We start from the raw sequence: 22,597 nt of genomic DNA on the forward strand, positions 1-22,597 counted from the left end.
ATTTCGCCAAAGCATCAGCTAAAGCTGTATAAATGGCTCGTTCTGTTTATTCTGTTGTTTTAGTTAATTTGTAATTTCTTTCTTCGAATCTAATGAATATTGACTTTGTTTCTACCTTTCTTGGAAGGTTGAAGGTTTTCCACGAAAGCCGAATGAACAAACAAAAATTTGACCTTCCCTTTGTCCACGTAGCTCAAATCATTTTATGACAGTTTGGGCATCTTGCGTTAGTTATTTTGCTATTGTTTTCTTATGTCCACATGCACGGTAATGAGAAATTTGCATCTTTCCTTTTTTGCCATTTACCTCAAGCATCAGCTTGCCGCATTCTGGACATTTTGTACCAGTACTCTTATCATGCTTAAATAATTGTGTACTTTTTTTATTTCAGCGACAACGACTTTTGTATAATTTTTTATATCATTGATAAATATATGTTTAGGCATATTTCCTTTAGCAATCAATTCGAGTTTTTGTTCCCACTCTGCTGTAAGCACCGGTGATTTTAATTTTTTGGTACTAATTCTAATAATTATTTAACCCACTTTTTGTTTTAATGGCTTTCTTTCAACAGCCTATAAGGTATGGTTTACTGTACTTCATTGCTAATTAGATGATTTTGGCCGATTTACCACACCTTAGTATATGGGAGTTTTTATACGGGCTATCAAAAATTAGTACTATGTACCATTCTTTTTTCACTAAAAAATAAAAAAGTACAAACCAATGTATGGTCTGCACTAGTTTTTTAAAGTTAATCGTTTCGAGTGAACAAAATATTTTTCTTAAGATTCATGTGCGATCGCTGCCATATCTTCCAACTCATCAGGCAGATGGCCGCTTCTAGGCTGATTATACATATCGATGACATCCCGGTCATCTAATCTAGAAAAGATGTGTTTCAAATCATTATGATCGCCTGTAATTGAACCAAAACCTTGGTTTTGTTTTTTATGACTAGTAAAATTCGTAGGAAAATTGTTTCCGAAATTGATGCAAGATGCCCCTTCGATTGTACCAATACTAATCGATCCTATTAAAAATTTGGGTGATAAATAGCTCATAAACCTCCTCCTACCTGTAATCACGTATGGATCCATTAACCTTAATAATAATATCAGGAACTGCTTGTTTGAATTCATTTGTTTTAACTTTTTTATCCTGTACTTTCCGTTCATTTTGGACCCTTTCATCATTTTGTTTTCTGTTTTGATGAGTTTTTTGAGCTTTCTTTTCATTCCCTTTAATTTTTGGAGTTTGTTCCACTTTAGGATTAAAGTTATTCCCAAGATTAAGCGCTCCGCTCAGTTCCTTTATATCTAATTTATCAAGGCTAAAAGAAAGCTCCTTTAATTGTGGATCATGAATATCCAATTTTTCAATATGAATGTGAAATTCAATGTTTTGTCGAATCTCAGTTAATTTTTTTTCAATCTCATTTAATCTTTTTATTATAGCTTGAATTTCTTGGTCATCCATTTCATGCTCATTCCTTTAATTTTGATTGAGATCATCATCTACAAAATATACAGGGATCTCATTTTTTATCGGGGCTTGATCATCTCCGCCTACAGGAATGACAATTTGTAAAAGCCCATTCTTATATATTGCTTTCATTTTTTCCGGAATACAATTATCAGGGATTTTAATTTTACGTTTAAAAGGTCCGCTAAATCGCTCTTCTTTTATTATTTCATATTTATCATGCAAATAAGGACGATTGTATTCACCCTTAATTATCAAATATTGCCCTTGCCAATTAAGTTTAAGGTCTTTTTCAGATTCAATGCCAGGAATTTCAGCAACGATAAATACTTCATTATTATTTCGAACAACATCTATTCTCGGGCCTAGAAAAGGTAGGACATCCGTTAACAACTCCCAGAAATCTTCACCAAGAAACGAACCAGCATCTAAAAATGATTGAAACTTTTTTGCATTTTTCAATCCAACCCCCTCCTTGCCCAATTCCTTTATCCTTATAAATATATTCAAAACAAAAAAACTTAAAACAGCTCTTCTATTTAAAGGCATAAAAAAAGCTGAACGACAAGTTCAGCTTTTATCTTGGTGGTTCTATTCCAACTTTTTGATCGTCTACTTTTGTCACTTCAAATACATCAAGCAAAAAGACAAAAACTGGGATGCCGATAATTAAGCCCCAAACACCAAAGAAATGCTCAGAAAAAATTAGAACAATAAATGTATAAAAAATCGGCAAATCGGTTTTAGAACTCATGAGTTTCGGATTCAAAATATAAGCTTCAACAGCATGAATAAGAGCGATCATCACTAGTACATAAACGACCTTAATAATTCCGCCGATACTATAGGCAATCAGACATAGTGGTATTAACGAAATGATCACCCCGGCAACCGGTATTAAACCTAAGAAAAATATCATAATCGATAATCCAAAAAGCTGCGGGAAACCCATAAAATATAATGCTACAGTCGATAAAAAGCAATTGACGACAGCAATGATAAATTGAGCTTCTAATACTTTACCAAAAGTTCGAATGAATTTTCCTCCAAAAAACTCAATTTCATTATAAATAGGAGCTAACTTACTATATTTTATTTTTTTTGTAAAAGCTACTAAGCGTGGTTTTTCAAGCAAATAAAACAAACTTAACAATAAAGCGAGAAATATTTGCAATGCCAAATGGCTAATATCGGAAAACGACCTCATAACAAACGTAAATCCCTGCTCTAAATATTGGGAAATTTCATTTTTATCGATTACATTAAATAGATAGTTTAAAATTCGATTGTCTTGAGGTTGTTGATAAAAAGCAGTAACTTGAATGAAAAGCGCCTTTATTTGAACGATAATAATTGGTAAATATTTAACAATCCCCCATGTTAACAATCCAACGATAGCTGTGTACATGATGAGGACAATAACTTTCCAGTTAATTGGCAACTTCCGTGAAACGAACGTCACCAAACGATCCATTAAAAATGAAAATATAAATGTCAATAAAATAAAATTAATCATGCTTTTCATACTATAAAGAACAAGAATAATTAAGGCAAAAATAAAAATTCTTTTCAAACTTTTATTTTGCAACCATTTCGCAATCTCTTCCATCGGCATTCCCCTTCATAATGAAACAAACAATAATAATCGTAATATAACTTAATTCCATATTATAATGATTTTGTCGATAATGAAAGTATAAAACGTGTATAAAATTGTTTAAAATCATAAAAAAAGAGGTCCAAAAGTCGAATTTGTACTTTCGGATCTCTTTTAAAAAATTAATTGAAATAAATCTACGCTTGTTTTTGAATCGTAACTTCTGCTCCGTCTGTTAACAATGTTTGACCTTTCACAACAATGGTATCATTCTCTTTTATTCCTTCGAGGATAACAATTTCTTCGCTTGTTTCCTCTCCTGTTTTTACTTCGACTTTTACAGCTTTGTTATTTTCAATCTTATATACATATTTCTTTCCTTCTTCTTCAAATACAGCTTTTCTAGAAACAATAATAGAATTTTCAAGCTGGCCATTGGTACCTTGGAAAATAACATTTACAACCATATCCGCTTTCCATTTCCCATCTGCATTTGGAATTTCGATTTCAAATGGGTAAGCCTTCAATTGCTGATCCATTACAGGACTTATTGCTGTCACTTTTGCATCAATTGTTTTTCCGACAGTTGGTACTTCCACTTTAACAGCTGCTCCAGTTTTAATAGAAGTCACTTCATTTTCTGATAAATAACCTTTTACAACAATTGGATCCAATTTAACAATCGTAATCACACTTGATTGCATACTAGACATTTGTCCAGGAGCTCCATTGACGCTGGCAACAATACCGCTGATCGGTGCTCTCACTGTTGCATTTGCTAATTGCTCCCGTGCATTATCAAGATTTACTTTCGCTTGTGCTACTGAAGCTTTGGCAACTTCTATATCTGTTTTCTGACCTGCATAATGAACAGAATCTTTTGCGTTTTCATAGGCAATTTCTGCATTTTTCAATGCGATTTCTGCATTTTTAAAAGCCGTTTCTTTTTGTTCCAATTCAACAGAAGGAACTGCACCAGCTTCGAATAGCTTTTTAGTTCGTTCTAAATTAATTTTTGCATCATTATATGCTTGTTTCGCTTGAGCAACAGCTGATTCGGATTGAGCGAGATTGTTTTTTGCTTGATCAAGTCCTTGGCTTGAACCAATTTCAGCTTTCTTTAAATTTGCTTGTGCCACTTGTAATTGTGCTTCTGCTTGTTTCACTGCATTTTGCAAATCAACTTGGTCCAAGGTGAATAATACATCACCTTTATTCACCTTTTGACCTAATGAAACAGAAATCTCAACGATCTTTCCATTTACTTTTGGTGCAATAGCAACCTTTTCATACGGTTCAAATTTTCCGGCAATACCTGCTTTCGCATCTAAAATTCCTTTTCTTGCTTTTTCCACTTGAACAGGAACTGCGTTTGTTTCTTCTTTATTTGAAGTTGCCGTTTCTTTTGCGGTACAACCGGCAACTGTCAAACCGGCGAACAATATAAAAGTTAAACTAACGAACAGTACAAATACGCTGATGTTCGTTTTTTTATGCATCCTCTTCACCCTCGCTTTTCTTATACGGATTGTGTGATTGCTTTTCCTTTTTTGGCCAGTTTTTCAATTTTCTTTTGTTTTCTCTTTTTCCCTATATCATCAAACCAGCAATAAACTACTGGTATAAGAACAAGGGTTATTAATGTTGAAAAACTTAAACCAAAAGCAACGACGATCGCCATTGGTGCTTGGCTTTCATTACCAGCTCCACCGCCAAATGCCAAAGGAAGTATTGCAAGTATCGTTGCGAGTGTCGTCATTAGTATTGGACGGAGGCGAATCGGTCCTGCTTTTAACACAGCTTCATCACGATCCATACCCTCTTTGCGTAACTGGATGACATAGTCTATTAACACGATCGCATTATTTACAACGATACCAATTAACAAAATATAGCCGATAATCGCCATTACACTCATCGTTTTCCCTGTTAATAACAGTCCTATAACAACACCTATAAAGGTTGGAGGAATTGAGAACATTATAACAAATGGTGTAAATAAGGATTCAAATTGCCCAGCCATTACCATATAAACTAGGATAATGGACAAAAGCATTGCTAATCCTAATTGGACAAAGGATTCCATCATTTCTTGGCTTTGTCCACCCATATCGACTGAATATCCATCTGGTAAATTGATGGTATTAATTCGCTCTTGAATTTCCTTTGAAATGGAAGCTAAATCCCGGCCTGAAACATCGCTCGTAATTTGTACTTCTCTAGTTTGATTATTCCGCGTTATCATTTGCGGTACATCTTTTTTAACAATTTTGGCTACTGAAGATAATGCAACCGTTCCTCCTTGAGGGGTTGTAATTCTTATTTTCTCCAAATAAGTTTTATCACCTTGTAGATTTCTTGGCAACTGAAGTTTTACATCGATTTCGTCATCCCCTGTCCGGAAGGATGTCACTGTTTGCCCATCAAACGCAATGCGGACTGCAGATAATACTTGGCTTGTTGTCAAACCAAATTCGCTTGCCCTCTTTTGATCTATGACAATTTGAAACTCTTGTTTTGTTGCTTCTAAGGAAGTTTTGACATTGTTTGTTCCTTCAACTTTCTCTATTTCTGCTGCCAAAATGTCAGCAATATCTTTTAAAACATCAAGATCATCACCGCGAAGATTGATTTGAATTGGTGAACCTGCCATCCCATGGCTCGTAGATACTTCCGATACAGTTATTTTAGCATCAGGCAAGAAATCGAGCTGAGGACGTATTTCATTAGCGATTTCTTCCGTTGACCTGCTTCGTTCTGATATATCTACTAATTTAATGCTTATGTTTGCAATATTGGAAGATGATGAACCAAACACCCCTGGCCCGCCATCAGAACCAATAGAAGTATACATATGTTCTAATTCCGGTACTTTTTTCACAATTTTTTCAATTTGAGTCACCGTTTTCTCGGTTTCTTCCAAAACTGTACCGTTAGGCATTTCTACTGAAATACTTATTTGACCTTCATCCATCTTCGGCATAAATTCCATCCCGACAAATGGAAAAAGAATAACTGCTCCGCCAAGCATGGCAATTGTTGATAAAAGAACTGTTTTTCGCTTATGTAACGCCCATTTTAATAAGCGGCCATAGCCATTGGCAATTTTTCCAAATCCGATTTGAAACCATTTAACGGGATTAATTCCTTTATAACCTTCAATATGAAAAGACTCCTCATCTGGCATTTTATCTAACCATCGAGAACTTAACATTGGAACAATCATGAGTGAAACGACCAAAGCTGCAATATGGGAAAAAATTACTGTCAACGCCAATGGTCCAAATAGTTCAGCTGCAATTCCATCTACAAACACAATTGGCAAAAATACAACAATTTGTGCTAGTGCAGAAGCCATTACCGCATTTTTTACCTGCTTTGAACCTTCAAGTGCAGCTTCAAGCATCCCTTTTCCTTCTTGGCGTTTTCTAAAAATATTTTCCATAATTACAACAGCAAAATCGACAAGCGATCCTAAACCGAGCAATAGTCCGCTAAGTGAAATTAAGTTGATGGTTTGTCCAGTAAAATACATCAACGTAAATGTTGCGATAATTGATATAGGAATTACGATTGATACTACTAAAGTTGAACGTGCACTGTTTAAAAAGAAATATAAAATTAGGACAGCGAAAATTAATCCTAAAAGGGCATGCTCTGCAACTGTATTTATCGAGTCTTTAATATATTCGGAAGTATCCATAATAACAGCCAATTCGATGCCTTTAGGCAATTTCTCTTTAATTAGTTCCATTTCTTTATAAACAGCTTCGGCTACTTCCACAGTATTTCCGCCTGTCGCTTTCGTAATCGAAATTCCAAGGCTCGGTTTTCCATTTAAATAAGCTAAGTGTGTCACATCTTCATAAGTATCTTCTATAACTGCTATATTTTTAAGTGCAATGCTGCCGCCAGAAATAATAATTGGTGTGTCACCAATTTCTTTCACACTACCATATTCGCCTTGTACACGGATTTGCAGCTTTTCATCGCCTTCTTTAACTGCACCGGCTGAACCAGAGAGGTTTGTAGCAGCTATCGATTGACGAATTTGATCAAAGGTAATACCATACATCTCAAGTTTATTAGGATCAGCTGTAATTGTAATCACTCGATCGCGGCCGCCGCTAATCCCGACAGATGCTACACCATCGATTCTTTCCAAGTTTGTTTTTATTAAATTATCAGCTATTCCTTTTAATTCAGCGACATTTTCTCTCCCATATAGCGCAAGTGTCATAACTGGCTCGCTGTTTGGGTCAAATTTCAATATTTTTGGGTCATTCGCTGAATCAGGCAGAATCCCTTCAATTAAATCTACTTTATCACGCATATCTAAAGTGGCTTGGTTAATATCCGTACCCCAGTTAAACATGACAATGACTAAAGATGAACCTGAAACAGAACTTGACTGTATCGAATCGACATTAGCAATAGATGCTAATGCCTCTTCAATTGGCTTTGTAACAAGTTTTTCCACTTCCTCAGGTGTTCCGCCATCTACACTTGTTGCGACAACTGCAACAGGAAGATTCATTTCCGGCAATAGGTCAACAGCCATTTTCGGAAAGGAAATAAAACCAAAAATCACCATTGAGATAATAACCATCAATACCGTAACTGGTCTTCTGATGGAAAAATCCGATAAATTCATTCGTTTCACCCTTTTTGACTATTTGTTCAAAAACTAAATGACCAATCGGTCATCACGAAGAGTACTAATCTATTTTACTATAATTTAAAGGCGATGTTGCTCTTTTTTTCTTGTAAAATTTCATCCAGTTGCTCCCAATAATGTTCAAAACCTGAAATTGGTAATGTTTTTAAAAATAGGACTAATCCTTCTACAACAACGAGCTTTGGCTCTTCTTTATGTAACCACTCTTCCTCTAGCACTTCCAATGTCTCTATCACTTTGTTTTGAATTTCAGGGGTTATTCTCTGAATAGAAAGATCTTTTCGTACTTTCTGAATAATATCATTTACTTTGTAATTTAATTTGGCGTGCTTTTCATCTGATATCTTTAAAAACTCTTCAAGGTCAGATGCATTCAAAAAATTTTCATCGCTATTTTTAACACTTAAAACAAGATCATCGATCCGATGGATGAGAAATAAAGATAATTTTTCAGTATTGAATTCTTTTTTATCAAGAATGATATATTCTAAGTATTCACGGATCATTCCACTAATCATTGTTGCTAAGTCTAAAGAGTATTTTTCTATTTCCTTTCCATAAACATCATATAGACGGTTGATTAGCCAATTCAACCGTGATGCACGAATTTCAAAAACGAAATCATTTATTTCCTCATTTACAGGGATGGCATATTCACGAATTTGCATTTCAATAAAATCTCGGTGTTTGACACATTCATCAAGCTGATAATGGATTTGCTTTAAAAAAGCTTCTTTTGGAGAGAGCGAATCATCTTTCGCAATTTTTTCAATTTCATTTCTGATCGTTTCCGAATAATATTTTAAAATTGAAAGCATCACTTCCTCTTTGGATGAGAAATAATTATAAAGTGTTCCTTTGGCAATCCCACATGCATTCGCAATTTCTTGGATTGAAGTAGAATGATAACCTTTTGCAGCGAATAGTTTGATCGCTTTTTTAATAATCATTGTTTTTCGATCAACCATAATGTACCTTCCCTTAAATTTTCATTTTCCAATTGTTAGTTTACCAACTGATTAATAGCTGGTCAACAAAACTAAAGAAGGATGACCTCCGTTTCATTTACAAAATGAAACGGGTGTCATCCTTATTAAATAGGAATAGAATATTGAGGTTGTTAGCTCATATTCTATCTATTTTCTAATTTTTGGATAAAAGCATATGTTTTTGGTGCTTTCACGAAAACTTCCATTCTTGAAGCTTCGTTTAAATAGAACATAGCAAAGACTTCGGCAAAGTATTCTTCAGGATAATTATTAAAATATTCTTTTTCATTAAATAATCGTGAAACTTCATCTCTCCAAATTGCCAAAAATTCTTCATTTTCCCGAAGACCATTCCCAATTGTATATTCTACAGAATGCGCAATTTCGTGCAATTCCAAATTGATTGAACCGTGGCCATGCCCTTTATCACTTGCTCCAATTTTTGCTGCAACAATTTCGGCACCGCCTGCACCTGGCACTTCATCCCATGTAATATTTTGATTCCAACCTCTTGGAGAAACTCCTTTTAAATCTGAAAAATATGGTTCATCCGTTAATTTTCCTGAAAATAATTTAATTTTAACATCGTTGTCAGCTAATTGATGTAATATGGAAGGATGAATGCGGGAGATTCTATAAATCATCCCAACCACTTCCTCGTGGCTGTACTCATTTTCTAACGGCACCAATATTAATTGGTTAATGAGTCCTTCAACCTCTTTATTAGGAATTTTTACGGAAAGACCATGCATTTTTGCTGCTTCCCCTAAAGTCAACCCAGTCACTTCTTCCTTTGCTAAAGCAAATGCTGGAATAAAACTAATTAATATCAAACAGACAATAACAAACTTCTTCATGCAGCAAAACTCCTCACAATTATGAAAAATAAGGAATATTTTTGTATTTTTTAATTATTTTTAATTTATTATACAATATAATTTCATAAATAGAAAAAAACTCCTCAAAATCATTGAAAAAATAGGGGATCTCATAAAAACATTTTAGTTCACTGCACTTAGGTCTTTCTTTTCGAAATAATCAAGACAGAACAAAAAGATATATGAAGACAATCTATTGTACAAATGTAGTGTAATTTTGTGGTTAAAATACGGCTCTTAGCCCTATCACACGCTAGGGCTTCATCGTTTTTTCGATAAAAAACGGATCGGAGTGAGGAATTTCCTATCGTGTTTTAATGCTAATAATCTATTCTACACTCAAAATAAAAAAGCTGTCTAGGATTTCATATACCCGACAGCTCTCAAATACATTTAATGGAAATATTATTTTACATCATATCCTTGCTCTTCGACTGCTTCTTTTAAAACTTGTTCGGAAACATTTTCTTGAGCATTGATTTTCACATTGCCAGTTTTTAAATCTACTTCAACATTTTCTACTCCTTCAATAGCCATCAATGCATTTGTTACTGCCTTCTCACAATGGCCGCAAGTCATTCCGGAAACTTGTAATGTAATTGTTTTCATATTAACATCCATCCTTTGTCAAATATTTTATAATTTAACTCGCTTCAAACGAAGAGAGTTCGCCACAACTGAAATAGAACTGAACGCCATTGCTGCACCGGCTATCCATGGCATCAGCAAGCCAGAGGCAGCAAGGGGTATGCCAGCTGAGTTGTACACAAGCGCCCAAAACAAATTTTGACGAATATTTTGCATCGTTTTACGACTTAAGTAAATAGCTTTAGGAATTAACGTTAATTCTCCACCTAAAATTGTCAAATGCGCTGCTTCTATTGCAACATCTGTTCCTGTACCTATAGCAATTCCAACATCAGCAGTTGCTAAGGCAGGTGCATCATTAATGCCATCACCAACCATTGCCACTTTTTTTCCTTTTTCTTGCAATTGTTTTACATGTTTAGCTTTATCTTCAGGTAGTACTTCTGCTATCACATTGTCAATTCCTACTTCTCTCGCTATTGCCCGTGCTGTTTTTTCATTATCACCTGTTAGCATATAAACATCGATATTTAAAGCTTTCAATTGAGCAATTGCTTCTTTTGCCGTTGATTTAACAGTGTCTGCCACAGCAACGATGCCAACAACTTCATGATTAATAGCAATAAGCATTGCTGTTTTTCCATCTTCTTCGAATTGGATTAATTTTTCTTCATACGAACCATAATTGATTTTGGATTTGTTCATCAATCTTCTAGTTCCTACATGAACAGTATTATTTTCAACCATTGCAATAATACCATGCCCAGGTACTGCTTCGAATTGTGTTGCTTCTAACAGAGGAACCTGTTCTTGTTTGGCAAAATCAACGATTGCTTCAGCTATCGGGTGTTCTGAGGCCTTCTCAGCAGCATATAAATATTTTAATGTACGCAAGTCACTAGTTTCAAAATCAGTAACTTTCGGTTTACCGACAGTAATCGTTCCGGTTTTATCCAATACAACGGCATTAATTTGGTGTGTGATTTCTAAATGTTCGCCACCTTTAAAAAGAATCCCGTATTCCGCTCCTTTTCCAGTCCCGACCATGATTGATGTTGGTGTGGCAAGACCAAGAGCACAAGGACAAGCGATTACTAATACAGCGATCGCAACTTCAAGGCTTTTCGGTAAATCACCTGGTGTAATAAATAAAATCCATATTACAAATGTGAGGATACTAATTGCGACTACTATTGGAACAAAAATGCCGGAAATAGTGTCGGCCATCCGTTGGATCGGAGCCTTTGACCCTTGGGCTTCTTCGACAATTTTAATAATGCCAGAAAGAGCTGTATCTTTCCCAACTTTAGTTGCTTTCATCTTCAATATACCATTTTTATTGATTGTTCCACCAATAAGCGGTGAACCTTCCTCCTTTTCAATCGGCATCGATTCACCAGTAATCATTGATTCATCTACCGCTGAACGTCCTGAAATAACGATTCCATCGACCGGTATTTTTTCACCCGGCTTTACAATAATCAACTCACCAACTATAACTTGCTCAATTGGAATTTTTATCTCTTTGTTTTCACGAATCACCGTAGCTTCCTTAGCCTGCAAACCTAAAAGTTTTGTAATCGCTTCTGTTGTCCTGCCTTTGGCTAATGATTCAAAGAGTTTGCCGAGGAGTATTAATGTAATTAAAACAGCACTTGTTTCAAAATACAAATGCGGCATATAATGTGGATTTCCGATTGTCCGCATCCCTTCTATTAAACTGTAAAAGTAAGCTGCAGATGTTCCCAAAGCAACAAGGACATCCATGTTGGCAGTTTTATTTTTTAATGATTTGTAAGCTCCTACATAAAACTGCCAGCCAATGTAAAATTGAACTGGTGTTGCCAGTATTAATTGAAACCAAGGATTCATTAATAAATGCGGCATCGGAAGTCCGAGATCAATAAACGACATATGACCAACCATCGTATAAAGGAGAGGCAATGATAAAATGATTGAGATTATAAGCTTTCTTTTTTTCTCCTGTAAATCTTTTTCTTTCTGTTTTGCTTTTTCTTCATGAACCTCTTTTAACTTTGCTTCATACCCAAGTTTTTGGATTAAATGAATAATTTCATTAACTGAAATTTGTGCTGGCACATATTCAATTGTTCCGGTTTCAGTTGCCAAATTGACGGAAACAGTTTTAATCCCCGGCGTTTTTCGAACAACCTTTTCAATACGTGATGAACAAGCTGAACAGGTCATTCCGTAAATATCGAACTCAACTTTTTCGGTACGAACTCCGTACCCTAATTTTTCAACTTTTTCAAAAATGTCATTTGCATTTACTTTGTCATCATTATAAATAACCGTCGCATTTTCCATTGCCAAGTTTACTGTTGCTTTTACGCTATCCATTTTATTTAGCACTTTTTCAATTCTTGATGAACAGGCAGAACAAGTCATTCCAGTAATGCCAAATCGCAACTGTTTCTCACTCATTGCCATCCACCTTCTTCTCCTTTAAGATTTAGTAAATTGCTCAATAACTTTCATTAACTCTTCAATCGATTCTTTTCCATTTCCGTTTTGGATAGCATCAGCGACACAATGATGTGTATGCTGTTCCAACATTGTTAAGCCAACTTTTTTCAATGCAGCATTGATTGCTGATATTTGGACTAACACATCAATACAATAGCGATTTTCCTCAATCATCTTTTGCACTCCACGTACTTGACCTTCGATTCTTTTAAGCCGATTAAGCAACCGTTTTTTTTCATTTTCCGAACGGTTTGTTTCTCTATATTGATGTTGCATCGTCTCATTTGAACAATTTTCATGCATGAAATGTCACCTCTTCATAGATACTATACCCCCGTATCGTAATTTGGTCAAGAAAAAATACAACAGCCCACAGGTGAGCTGTTGTATTAGTATCTCCAATAAACAGATCTATTTTGCAAACGCTTTCGTATTTCTTTTATGCAAGTGTTGCTCCACGTTGATCAAGTTCTTGAATCAATTTTCTGTATTCAACAAATGAAAGTTTCCCTTGAATATAACCCCTTTTTAAAAAATCTAGCAGATCATTTGCACTTGCAGGTTTTTGTTCCTTTTCAGCGATATACTGTTGAATCAAAACTTCCAATGTCAAATGAATCCCCCCTGTAAATTGTTTATCTATATAATATCATTAAATTACTAGTTACGTAATTTTTTAGAATTTTTAAACTTCCGACAAATTTCTTCTATTTTTCTACAAGAATATATTTTTAATTTTTTATAAAACACATTTACAAAATAAAAAAGGGCGGTATATGCCCTTTTTTATTTAAGTATTCTTACCACTTTAACCATCCGTTCTTTCCAATAATAATTAGTATTTGAATAATCTACTCCTTTTGATGATGATGCATGTAAGATCGTATTTGGATCAATAAAAAGGCCGACATGATCAATTGTACCATTATAATCCGTATCATAAGAAACTATATCCCCTAATTTTGCTTGGGAAAAAGGAACGATAGATCCAAAATCAGCCTGCTCTTTAGATGTGCGTGGCAAATAAATTCCGTTTTCTTCATAAACTCTTTTAATAAAAGATGAACAGTCAAATACATCAGTACGATCCATTGATGCTCCATATAAATAACCAGCGCCTATGTATTTTTTAGCAGTATTAATGATATCCTGACCGGTCACTATCCTTACCGGAACATTATGATTAGAGGATGGAACATTGATAACTTGACCGATATATAAAATATTTGGATTAGAGATTTGTGGATTTATTGCAATGAGCTCTGAAATGGTCGTATTAAATTTTTGTGAAATAATATAAAGCGTATCTCCAGGGGTAACTGTATATTTAGTGATATTATTATCTTCAGATACTTTTAATATTTGACCAGGATAAATTAAATCAGAACTTAATCCGTTCCATTCCATCAATTGGGAAAGAGTAATATTATGTTGGTAAGCAATTTTCCAAAGGACATCTCCACTTTTAACTGTGTAATTTGCGGCTTCAACTTGCGAGGAAAAAAAGAGTGATCCAGCAATACTTGCCGTTAGAATAATTTTCTTCATGTTGCCCTCTCCTTTGTTGCAATTCTTAGTTGTATGTCGAATCTAACAATCTATTAGATTCTAATATGGATTGGTTTCTACAACCTAATCATACCAAAGTTACAAAATAATAGGGCAGGTAATTACTGGTTATTTTCAATCCTATTAAGTAAGAAATTGATAAATAAGTAGAAAGCTAAAAGGAGAGTTAATGAAGGGAAAGTTGGTTTGAGCAGGTAGATAATTCGATCGATAATTAAATGTTGGTTAAAAAATACTTAATCTATGTATTCCCACACTCAAACCAACTTTATCTTAAACGCACGTTTTAACTCCAATGGGGAGGTGTATTTTTGTCCCAATATATTGATCCTAAATCATGATGTGTCATAAATTGATCTTCATAGGTGTGATAGTGGAAATTGAACCAATACCCTTCTTTTGGGGGATGGTCACGACGCACATGAAATCTCATTAAGTCTTTGCCTGTTTTATCATGATAAATATGGAAAATCTTTTCACCTAACCCACTAGCTGGCTTTTCAGTAATTGCTAACTGCCGAAGATCATCCTCACCAACTTTTTCCGCAAATTCGGAAATCGCTTCTTCTATTTTTGGCAAGATTACTTGCTTAAACTCATCTCCAATGACATTCCCAATACTTTCTCCAAACTTCATCATCGACTGCTGTTCAGCTTGTCTCAAAGAGTAGGCGGTAAAAGATGAAATTAATTTTTCATAATCAGTGATCGTCGGTGCAAGCGTTTGCCATGATTGCTCTTCACTTTCATCCTCATGCTCAATAGGCTCAATCCCATCAATTAACAAATGGTCATTTTGATTTGAAAGACCGCTATTTTCTTTTATATCCTTTACATCTTTTATATCTTTATCAAGTTCAACAGGAAGTTGCGGAACTATTGTGCCAAAAGTGAGAATAGTAACTGCTGTAACAGCGAGCTTCCTAATCCATAATTTCATCTTTTCCGAATCTCCTTACATTAATAGTTACTATTCATTTTCTCATGAATACCACAAAAAAACTATAATATTGCATATTTTTAATAAACCTGTAAATTTTGCCATAAAATTGATAGATTTATTAAATTTTCATTACATCGTTAATAAGTAGGGACTATCCTTTTTGTAATTGATCAATTTTACCATGTAAATAAGTAATTGCTTCTGTTAAAATATGAATCGCATTTTGGCGATTTTCCCGTTGTTCATACGCTTCTTGAACCAATTCAATCAATTGACGATCTTTTGCTTGTTTCATAATATCAAGGACCATTTGTCCTAACTCATTAACATCATTTGCATTTCTAAGTTGAGTTCTAAATTCTAGCACTGCTTCCGTTAACAATTGCAATTTTGTAAGTTCATCCATCGTTTTTACTCCTCAATCAATATTTATTTATTAAAAATACCACTCTCTCTTATTTTTCGTACCGCTTCTTTTAATACATCCTCCGATTGAACAAGAGCGATGCGGACATACCCTTCACCGGATGGACCAAAAGCATTTCCAGGTGTAACAACGACTCCCGCCCTTTCCATTAATTCAAATGCAAATTGTTTTGAAGTATAATCTTTTGGTATTTCCGCCCAGACAAACATTGTTGCAGAAGGTTTCTCTATATTCCAACCGATCTCTTGTAGTCCTTCAACTAAAACGTTTCTTCTTGATTCATACCGCTTATTATTTTCCTTCAAAAATTCGTCCCCTTCTAAAAGTGCAGTTGTTGCCGCTTTTTGAATCGGTGCGAAAACTCCATAATCTAAGTTTGATTTTAACTTAGCAAGTAATGAAACAATACCGGCATTGCCAATCATATAACCAATTCGGCATCCAGCCATATTATAACTTTTTGATAAGGAGTTAAATTCAACACCAACATCAAAAGCTCCGTTCGCTTTTAGAAAACTAATTGGTTTATTCCCATCGAATATTAGCTCAGAATAAGCAAAATCATGAACAACGACGATATTATATTTTTTTGCAAATGCGACTACTCTTTCAAAGAACGACAAATCTGCTAAAGCTGGTACAGGATTGCCGGGAAAATTTAATATCATCATTTTTGCTTTTTCTGCTATATGTTCAGGAATTGCCTCTAAATCAGGTAAAAAACCATTTTCTTTTAATAGCGGCATTGGATAAGCTTTTGCTTTTGCCATTTTTACACCTGCTTCATAGGCGGTATAACCTGGATCTGGCACTAAAATAAGATCTCCTTCATCGGCAATTGTCATCGGCAAATGCAAGAGCCCATCTTGAGATCCCATTAATTGAACAATTTCAGTTTCAGGATTAAATGTTACCCCATAATGTTTTTCATAAAATAGTTTGACGGCTTCGTGAAATTCTTTTGTTCCTTTTAGTGTATAACCATATTGGTCAGGTGCCTGAACATATTTCGTCAAAGTATCTACGATAAACTTCGGTGGCGGCAAATCTGGACTTCCAATACTTAAATCAATCATCTCCGTCCCTTGTGCTTGTTTTTCTTTCTTAAAAGCAGCCAATTCCGAGAATATATTCGTTTCAAAAGATTGAATTAATTTTGATGCTGTAAAAACCATCCTGTAATTGCCCCCATTTTCTTTATTTAAACAATATTTTACCATAAAATTGATTAAAAAAATTTTGAAAAATAGAAAATTCAAGTGCCATTCTAAAAAAAAAGACCGTTTCCATCTTAGTGGAAACAATCCTAAAGTGTAAATGGGGGAATGAACGTCTTTCGATGCAATTTTGATCATATTATTTTTTTCTATTTCTTCTTCGTGCAGAATCCATTTTTTTCTTTCCTGTTTCCTTCATTGTTGTTCCTTGACCTTCGACCTCTGGTGAACCTAAACCTATTGTAGTCGGATCTGCCTTCTTTTGTCTTGACACCAAGGCCACCTCCCAACTGATAAATTTATTATTTTCCATAGGAACAATATTATTCTCTCCATGTAGGAATAAATTAAATATCAAAAATTACTGCCAATTTTTTATATGATTAGCCAATCGAAAATCTATCGATTCAATATCTTGAGATTTAACAACGTTCATTTCAAGCATCAGAAGGATGAAATGCTAGAATCATTCATTTTCAAAAAGTTATATTATAAAAATGTTTAAGATGAAACAAAACTATTCATTAGAACATTCCTAATAATAGGGACTCATTTATAAATGTTTTCCAACAGAATAAATAAATTTTAAAAAAATGGGGATATTTATATCGATGTTCCCTAAATGTCCATTTTGAATAAAGAGTAAACTTATAGGAGGTTTAAAATGTCTATAAAAACACCCTTTGTTCATCGACTAGTGGTGAACATTGCTTTCGTTTTTTGGATCGCTTTAACAATAACGCACTCTCGCGCCCATGCAACATATACGCCGGATGTAGACTTGCATGCAATAAAAAACGATCTTCCTGTCCCATACGATACAATTATTTCCCATGCATTATCTTTAATTGGTACACCTTATATGTGGGGCGGTAGTACTCCAAATGGTTTTGATTGCAGCGGATTTATTAAGTACGTGTTTGCAAAAACAGGCGTATATACACCCCGAACAATTAGTGAAATTTGGAATTACAGCTCCGATGTTCCAAATCCCAGCATCGGTGATTTAGTTTTTTTCGAAACTTATAAACCTGGACCATCTCATGCTGGCATTTACCTTGGAAATGGGAATTTTATACATGCTGGGTCATCATCCGGTGTAAAAATTAGCAATTTAAATAGTAAGTATTGGAAAAGTAAATACATAGGTTCTAAAAGGATTAACATCATATCGGGACAAAAGAGCGAAAATTCAACTATTCCAATTGGCTCCATATCAGTAAAAAAGGCTCCGTACAGGCAATAATTTGCCTTGGAGCCAATTTATTAAAAATTGAATTAAATAAACTTTGCTTTTTCAACTAATTTTTTAAGAGCTTCATTTCGTTCGTTTTTTTCTTCTTCACTTACTAAATCATATTTTTTTAATAAGTGAAAAATTTCATTTAATGTTTCTTGAGACAACTCTGTCCCAATCATACCTCTAACTTCCAAGTAAAGATCTGCGGGTAAAAAATCTTTTTGGCTTTCTAATTTTTTTTGAACATCTTCCTTTGGATGGTCAATATTACAAGACATTGGTTAAGCCACCTTCCATACAAGTATTTTGATCTACCCTTTTTGTTTTTCAATTTCCATGACGAGTTCTGATAAAGTCTCCCAGCGCTCCATTAATCTTTCTAACTCTTTCGTCAACAACTGTTCTTTTTCATATAATGGTTGAACTTTGGAAAAATCAGCGCCAGCCTCAGCAATTTCTTTCTGAATATCCGCAATTTCTTCCTCTAGCTGCATGATTTTATCTTCAATCGTTTCCCACTCTTTTTGTTCTTTATAACTTAATTTTAGTTTTTTCGGTTTGGTTTCTTTATTGTGAACTTCTTTTTCTTTTGCTTCTGTTTCTTCCTTTTTGAGCAGTTCTTGTTTTCTTTTTTCTTCTTCTAAATATTCACTATATGAACCATAGTAAATTCTTATATTTCCGTCCCCTTCATATACAAACAAAAGGTCACTAGTTTTATCGAGAAAATAACGATCATGGGAAACCGTTAAAACAACACCTGGAAATTCTTCTAAATAATCTTCCAAAATCGTAAGTGTTTCAATATCCAGATCATTTGTAGGCTCATCCAATAATAAGACATTTGGTGCTTCCATTAAAATTTTTAATAAGTAAAGCCGCCTTCTTTCCCCACCTGACAATTTTTTAATATACGTATACTGCATTGCCGGTGAAAATAAAAATCGTTCAAGCATTTGAGAGGCGGTTATTTCTTTCCCATCTATCGTTTTAATGACTTGAGCTGTCTCTTTGATATAATCAATTACCCGCTTGTCTTGGTTCATGTCCCCATTGTCCTGCTTGTAATAACCTATTTTCACCGTTTGACCTACATCAATAGTACCTTCATCCGGATTGTCAATCCCAGCTAACAAATTAAGCAGGGATGTTTTACCGGACCCATTAGGACCAACGATCCCTATTCTTTCAAGCGGTCTTACGATATAGGAAAAATTTTTTATCACTGTTTGTTGATCATATTTTATAGTAATATTTTCAATTTCAAATACTTTTTTACCGAGACGGCTTCCACCCACTGCGATGTCAAGCTCTTCTTTTGGACGGTAGCCTATTTGATTTTGCAGTTGTTCAAAACGCTGAATCCGTGCTTTTTGCTTTGTTGTCCTTGCCTTTGCACCTCTTTTAATCCATGCTAGCTCTCTCCTCAGAAGATTTTGGCGCTTTTCCTCATTTGCCGCTGCAATTTCTTCCCGCATTGCTTTTGCTTCTAGGAATGATGAATAATTACCTTCATAGCTATATAAGTTTCCTTGGTCAATTTCTAAAATACGGTTTGTCACATGATCCAAGAAGTAGCGATCGTGGGTAATGAGTATGATGGAACCTGAATAACGGCTAAGGAAGTCTTCTAACCATTGAATTGTTTCAATATCAAGATGGTTTGTCGGTTCATCAAGAATGAGTAAATCTGCAGGTTGAATGAGACTTCTCGCAATTGCTACTCTCTTTTTCTGTCCACCAGAGAGCTCACTTACATTCTTCGCGTGGTCTTCTATTCCAAGCTTCGTTAAGATTGATTTTGCCTGCGTACTTGCATCCCATGCATTCATTGCATCCATTTCATGTTGAACCTTATAAAACGCATCTAGCAATCGTTTGTCATTCGGATTTTTATCCAGTGCATTAACCGTTTCTTCATATTTTTTCAATAAGCGAATGAGTGGTGTATCCCCATAAAAAATTTCATCCAATATCGTACCGCTCCCAGCAAATTCAGGACTTTGAGGTAAGTATTCAATCCGATATGATTTCGGTTTGATAATTTCTCCACTATCAGCTGGCTCAACTCCAGCCAAAATTTTTAATAACGTCGATTTTCCAGTCCCATTTACACCAATGATCCCAATTCGCTCTTTTTCAGCAACATGAAAGGAAATATCTTTAAATAAAGTTTTATCGCCATAACTTTTTGACAAATTTTCAACTGATAGTATATTCATGTTACAAAATTCCTTCCTAATTAAAGATAGATCAATCTTTATAAAGGCTTTTCATTAATTGGCGCAAGCTCTCCCATTTTTTCAGTTCTCCAGTATTCTTCCATTTATTTTACTTTAAACCATCTTAAAATGGTGATTAAGATTTTACTTTATGTGAACTGCGCTACTACAGGAATCGAAAATCAATGTTTTACATCCTGATCTAACGCAATGGATGTGCAGTCGATTATATGATGACAACGAATGCTAAAAAATTACCTTAATGCTCCTTCACCATTTGAATATTTATTTCACTAGATCGCTCCATCACAATCATAAACACCCTAAGAGGTATCATAATAAATAGTAATAATTTAATAAAATCTTATCATCATTAAACAAAATCCTTCAACTATAAAACCAATTTGCTTCAATCCTAGACATTACAAAATAAACCCGTTTTTCATTTAGAAACGGGTTTATCCTTAATCTAAGGATTTTTATTTATTATTTATGTGCACTTTTTTAGCCTCTATTTTGCTTGTAACGATTTTGCCTCGGTAAAATTCTTTTTTCTTAATTGCAATACCTAATTCTTTGGCATATTTTTGCAATGTTTTTTCTTCAGTAGGTGTTACCAATGAGATAACAGTTCCTTTTGCCCCCATCCTCCCGGTCCTCCCTGAACGGTGGATGTATTGCTCAATTTTTTCTGGCAAGTCTAAATGTATAACATGGGTAAGTCCTTCAATATCCATACCCCGGGCTGCAATATCTGTTGCTAGTAATAGCGGGATTTTTCCTTTTCTGAATTGTTGGATCGCTTGGGCCCGCTCCTTTTTCTTGGCATCACTATGTAAAACACCTACTGGAATTTTTTTATATTTAAATTTTTCCGCCAATCGTTCAATATGAAAGGTATCATTAATAAAGATAAGAGCCTTTATATTTTCATTCATCCGATAAATTTTTCTTAAAACATCCACTTTATCTCGTCGTTCACTGACAAAGTAAAAATGGTCGACAGTTTCCTTTTTTTCACGTTCTACTCGGATTAATTTTGGTTCTTTCATCACTGTATTTGCAAATTCGATAACATCATCTCTAATTGTTGCTGAAAAGAATAATACTTGTCTATCACGCAATGTCGATTTAATTACCATCTTGACATCATGAGTCAACCGTTGAGCTAACATTTGGTCAATCTCATCAACTACAATAGTTTTAACTTTATGCATTTTCATTTTTTTCTTATCTATCAATTCATTGATTCTGCCTGGTGTCCCAACGATAATCATCGGATTTTTTTTCAATCGTTCAATTTGCCTCTTAAGATCGACGCCTCCAATAAAAGCACCGCTAACGATCCCACTATTATGCGTAAATGTTTGGATCACTTGATGAATTTGCATCGCGAGCTCTCTTGTCGGCGATAAAATGACAGATTGGATTTCTTTAACATTTGTATCGATTTCGTTTAATATCGGAAGCAAATAAGCTAATGTTTTACCTGTTCCCGTTGGGGATTCAGCCACGACATCTGCTTTTTCTTCAATGAGCGGAATCGCTTTTTGCTGAATAGCAGTCGGTTGTTGAAATCCCGCTTTTTCCCATGCTTCCTTTAAAAAAGGCTTCATATTCTTTAAAAATTCCATTATGTATTGCCCCTTTTCAATGTATTAAGCCGTAGGAACATTCTATAAAACTTCGTTCAAACGGTCAATTGAAGCCACCATCAGGCTAACAATGACCTGTAAATCATCTGCTTGAGCTTCACCGATTTTTCTTGCAAAATTTAAAGTAATGGTATTTTTCCACCTTTTAGGTAAACTATGTTTATAAAAATAAGATAATTTTTGTGTGATGATTGGACGATTCCCCCACAATTCCAATAAATTTTGTTGAATGAATGGACAATCATCCTCAGGATGATGAATGGATGTAAAAAATACGACTTCAACCGTACAACCGTACATCGTTTCATCTGCTTGCGTTTCCAAAATTTCTGAAGCTAAGTCGGCTATTTCTGCTTTCAGACGAAGTTCACCATGTACAGATTCTATTCCTTGATCAGCCATTCTAAATGTTAATGCAAAATATCGTGATAATTTTGCAAGATCAACTTGATCACAACGATTTGTAATCAGGATAACACCTTGTAAATCCAGATCATAAACGGCTCCTTCAGCAACAACCTTTAAATTATCAAAAACAGTAGGATCAAACATTTTATCACCTTTCATTGTGCATTCTTAGCTAAATTTAACAAAATATTCTTCAATTGAGAACTTTTCCGTT

22 protein-coding genes and 1 pseudogene are annotated in these 22,597 nt (G+C 34.6%); 1 reads left to right on the forward strand and 22 read right to left on the reverse strand.

The window, feature by feature from the left end:
• Positions 1 to 114: 114 nt before the first annotated feature.
• The 18 genes and pseudogenes from HR057_RS17350 to HR057_RS04445 all read right to left on the reverse strand — a co-directional run.
• Positions 115 to 532: pseudogene (locus tag HR057_RS17350) on the reverse strand (DNA topoisomerase III); the annotation flags it as partial.
• Between the two features lie 253 nt (positions 533 to 785).
• On the reverse strand, positions 786 to 1,064 hold the full coding sequence (locus HR057_RS04365) for a hypothetical protein (RefSeq protein ID WP_173730199.1): 279 nt from the start codon (positions 1,062 to 1,064) through the stop codon (positions 786 to 788).
• Positions 1,065 to 1,074: 10 nt separating this feature from the next.
• Positions 1,075 to 1,479, reverse strand: coding sequence for a hypothetical protein (locus tag HR057_RS04370; protein ID WP_173730200.1), 405 nt, complete (start codon positions 1,477 to 1,479; stop codon positions 1,075 to 1,077).
• Positions 1,480 to 1,494: 15 nt separating this feature from the next.
• On the reverse strand, positions 1,495 to 1,947 hold the full coding sequence (locus HR057_RS04375) for an Hsp20/alpha crystallin family protein (RefSeq protein ID WP_173730201.1): 453 nt from the start codon (positions 1,945 to 1,947) through the stop codon (positions 1,495 to 1,497).
• A gap of 115 nt (positions 1,948 to 2,062) precedes the next feature.
• A complete protein-coding gene (locus HR057_RS04380; protein ID WP_173730202.1) occupies positions 2,063 to 3,094 on the reverse strand; it encodes an AI-2E family transporter in 1,032 nt (343 codons plus the stop codon).
• Positions 3,095 to 3,279: 185 nt separating this feature from the next.
• On the reverse strand, positions 3,280 to 4,581 hold the full coding sequence (locus HR057_RS04385; RefSeq protein ID WP_173730203.1) for an efflux RND transporter periplasmic adaptor subunit: 1,302 nt from the start codon (positions 4,579 to 4,581) through the stop codon (positions 3,280 to 3,282).
• Between the two features lie 20 nt (positions 4,582 to 4,601).
• The gene (locus tag HR057_RS04390; protein WP_173730204.1) at positions 4,602 to 7,736 is read right to left on the reverse strand and encodes an efflux RND transporter permease subunit; all 3,135 of its coding nucleotides are present in this window, start codon (positions 7,734 to 7,736) and stop codon (positions 4,602 to 4,604) included.
• A gap of 77 nt (positions 7,737 to 7,813) precedes the next feature.
• A complete protein-coding gene (locus HR057_RS04395) occupies positions 7,814 to 8,728 on the reverse strand; it encodes a TetR/AcrR family transcriptional regulator (RefSeq protein WP_173730205.1) in 915 nt (304 codons plus the stop codon).
• Between the two features lie 164 nt (positions 8,729 to 8,892).
• Positions 8,893 to 9,606 (reverse strand): anthrax toxin lethal factor-related metalloendopeptidase, encoded by a 714-nt coding sequence (locus HR057_RS04400; RefSeq protein ID WP_173730206.1) that lies wholly within the window; start codon positions 9,604 to 9,606, stop codon positions 8,893 to 8,895.
• A gap of 426 nt (positions 9,607 to 10,032) precedes the next feature.
• Positions 10,033 to 10,236 carry a cation transporter gene (locus tag HR057_RS04405; RefSeq protein WP_173730207.1) on the reverse strand — a complete coding sequence of 68 codons (204 nt, stop codon included), beginning with the start codon at positions 10,234 to 10,236 and terminating at the stop codon, positions 10,033 to 10,035.
• 27 nt (positions 10,237 to 10,263) lie between these two features.
• Positions 10,264 to 12,660, reverse strand: coding sequence for a heavy metal translocating P-type ATPase (locus HR057_RS04410; RefSeq protein WP_173730238.1), 2,397 nt, complete (start codon positions 12,658 to 12,660; stop codon positions 10,264 to 10,266).
• A 21-nt stretch (positions 12,661 to 12,681) separates the two neighbouring features.
• Positions 12,682 to 12,978: a metal-sensing transcriptional repressor gene (locus HR057_RS04415; protein WP_329955837.1), complete on the reverse strand. Its 297-nt coding sequence runs from the start codon at positions 12,976 to 12,978 to the stop codon at positions 12,682 to 12,684.
• Positions 12,979 to 13,141: 163 nt separating this feature from the next.
• The gene (gene yppF / locus HR057_RS04420; RefSeq protein WP_173730209.1) at positions 13,142 to 13,315 is read right to left on the reverse strand and encodes a YppF family protein; all 174 of its coding nucleotides are present in this window, start codon (positions 13,313 to 13,315) and stop codon (positions 13,142 to 13,144) included.
• A 173-nt stretch (positions 13,316 to 13,488) separates the two neighbouring features.
• A complete protein-coding gene (locus HR057_RS04425) occupies positions 13,489 to 14,250 on the reverse strand; it encodes a C40 family peptidase (protein WP_173730210.1) in 762 nt (253 codons plus the stop codon).
• 307 nt (positions 14,251 to 14,557) lie between these two features.
• The gene (locus HR057_RS04430) at positions 14,558 to 15,211 is read right to left on the reverse strand and encodes a YpjP family protein (protein ID WP_173730211.1); all 654 of its coding nucleotides are present in this window, start codon (positions 15,209 to 15,211) and stop codon (positions 14,558 to 14,560) included.
• 154 nt (positions 15,212 to 15,365) lie between these two features.
• The gene (locus HR057_RS04435) at positions 15,366 to 15,620 is read right to left on the reverse strand and encodes a hypothetical protein (RefSeq protein ID WP_173730212.1); all 255 of its coding nucleotides are present in this window, start codon (positions 15,618 to 15,620) and stop codon (positions 15,366 to 15,368) included.
• A 23-nt stretch (positions 15,621 to 15,643) separates the two neighbouring features.
• Positions 15,644 to 16,816, reverse strand: a complete 1,173-nt coding sequence (locus HR057_RS04440) for an LL-diaminopimelate aminotransferase (RefSeq protein ID WP_173730213.1) — start codon at positions 16,814 to 16,816, stop codon at positions 15,644 to 15,646.
• Between the two features lie 181 nt (positions 16,817 to 16,997).
• Entirely contained in the window at positions 16,998 to 17,132 is a 135-nt protein-coding gene (locus HR057_RS04445) for a YuzL family protein (RefSeq protein ID WP_173730214.1), read from the reverse strand.
• Positions 17,133 to 17,522: 390 nt separating this feature from the next.
• Between HR057_RS04445 and HR057_RS04450 the strand changes: the two genes are divergently transcribed.
• Positions 17,523 to 18,104, forward strand: coding sequence for a C40 family peptidase (locus HR057_RS04450; protein WP_173730215.1), 582 nt, complete (start codon positions 17,523 to 17,525; stop codon positions 18,102 to 18,104).
• Between the two features lie 32 nt (positions 18,105 to 18,136).
• On the opposite strand, the gene HR057_RS04455 is transcribed toward HR057_RS04450, so the two are convergent.
• From HR057_RS04455 to HR057_RS04470, 4 genes are all read right to left on the reverse strand, one after another.
• Positions 18,137 to 18,376 (reverse strand): group-specific protein, encoded by a 240-nt coding sequence (locus HR057_RS04455; RefSeq protein WP_173730216.1) that lies wholly within the window; start codon positions 18,374 to 18,376, stop codon positions 18,137 to 18,139.
• Positions 18,377 to 18,409: 33 nt separating this feature from the next.
• Positions 18,410 to 20,320 carry an ABC-F family ATP-binding cassette domain-containing protein gene (locus HR057_RS04460; protein ID WP_173730217.1) on the reverse strand — a complete coding sequence of 637 codons (1,911 nt, stop codon included), beginning with the start codon at positions 20,318 to 20,320 and terminating at the stop codon, positions 18,410 to 18,412.
• Between the two features lie 479 nt (positions 20,321 to 20,799).
• Positions 20,800 to 21,954 carry a DEAD/DEAH box helicase gene (locus tag HR057_RS04465; RefSeq protein WP_173730218.1) on the reverse strand — a complete coding sequence of 385 codons (1,155 nt, stop codon included), beginning with the start codon at positions 21,952 to 21,954 and terminating at the stop codon, positions 20,800 to 20,802.
• 42 nt (positions 21,955 to 21,996) lie between these two features.
• Positions 21,997 to 22,527, reverse strand: a complete 531-nt coding sequence (locus HR057_RS04470; protein WP_173730219.1) for a hypothetical protein — start codon at positions 22,525 to 22,527, stop codon at positions 21,997 to 21,999.
• Positions 22,528 to 22,597 lie beyond the last annotated feature (70 nt).

Source organism: Calidifontibacillus erzurumensis, assembly GCF_013303125.1.
Taxonomy (GTDB): Bacteria; Bacillota; Bacilli; order Bacillales; family Bacillaceae_J; genus Calidifontibacillus; species Calidifontibacillus erzurumensis.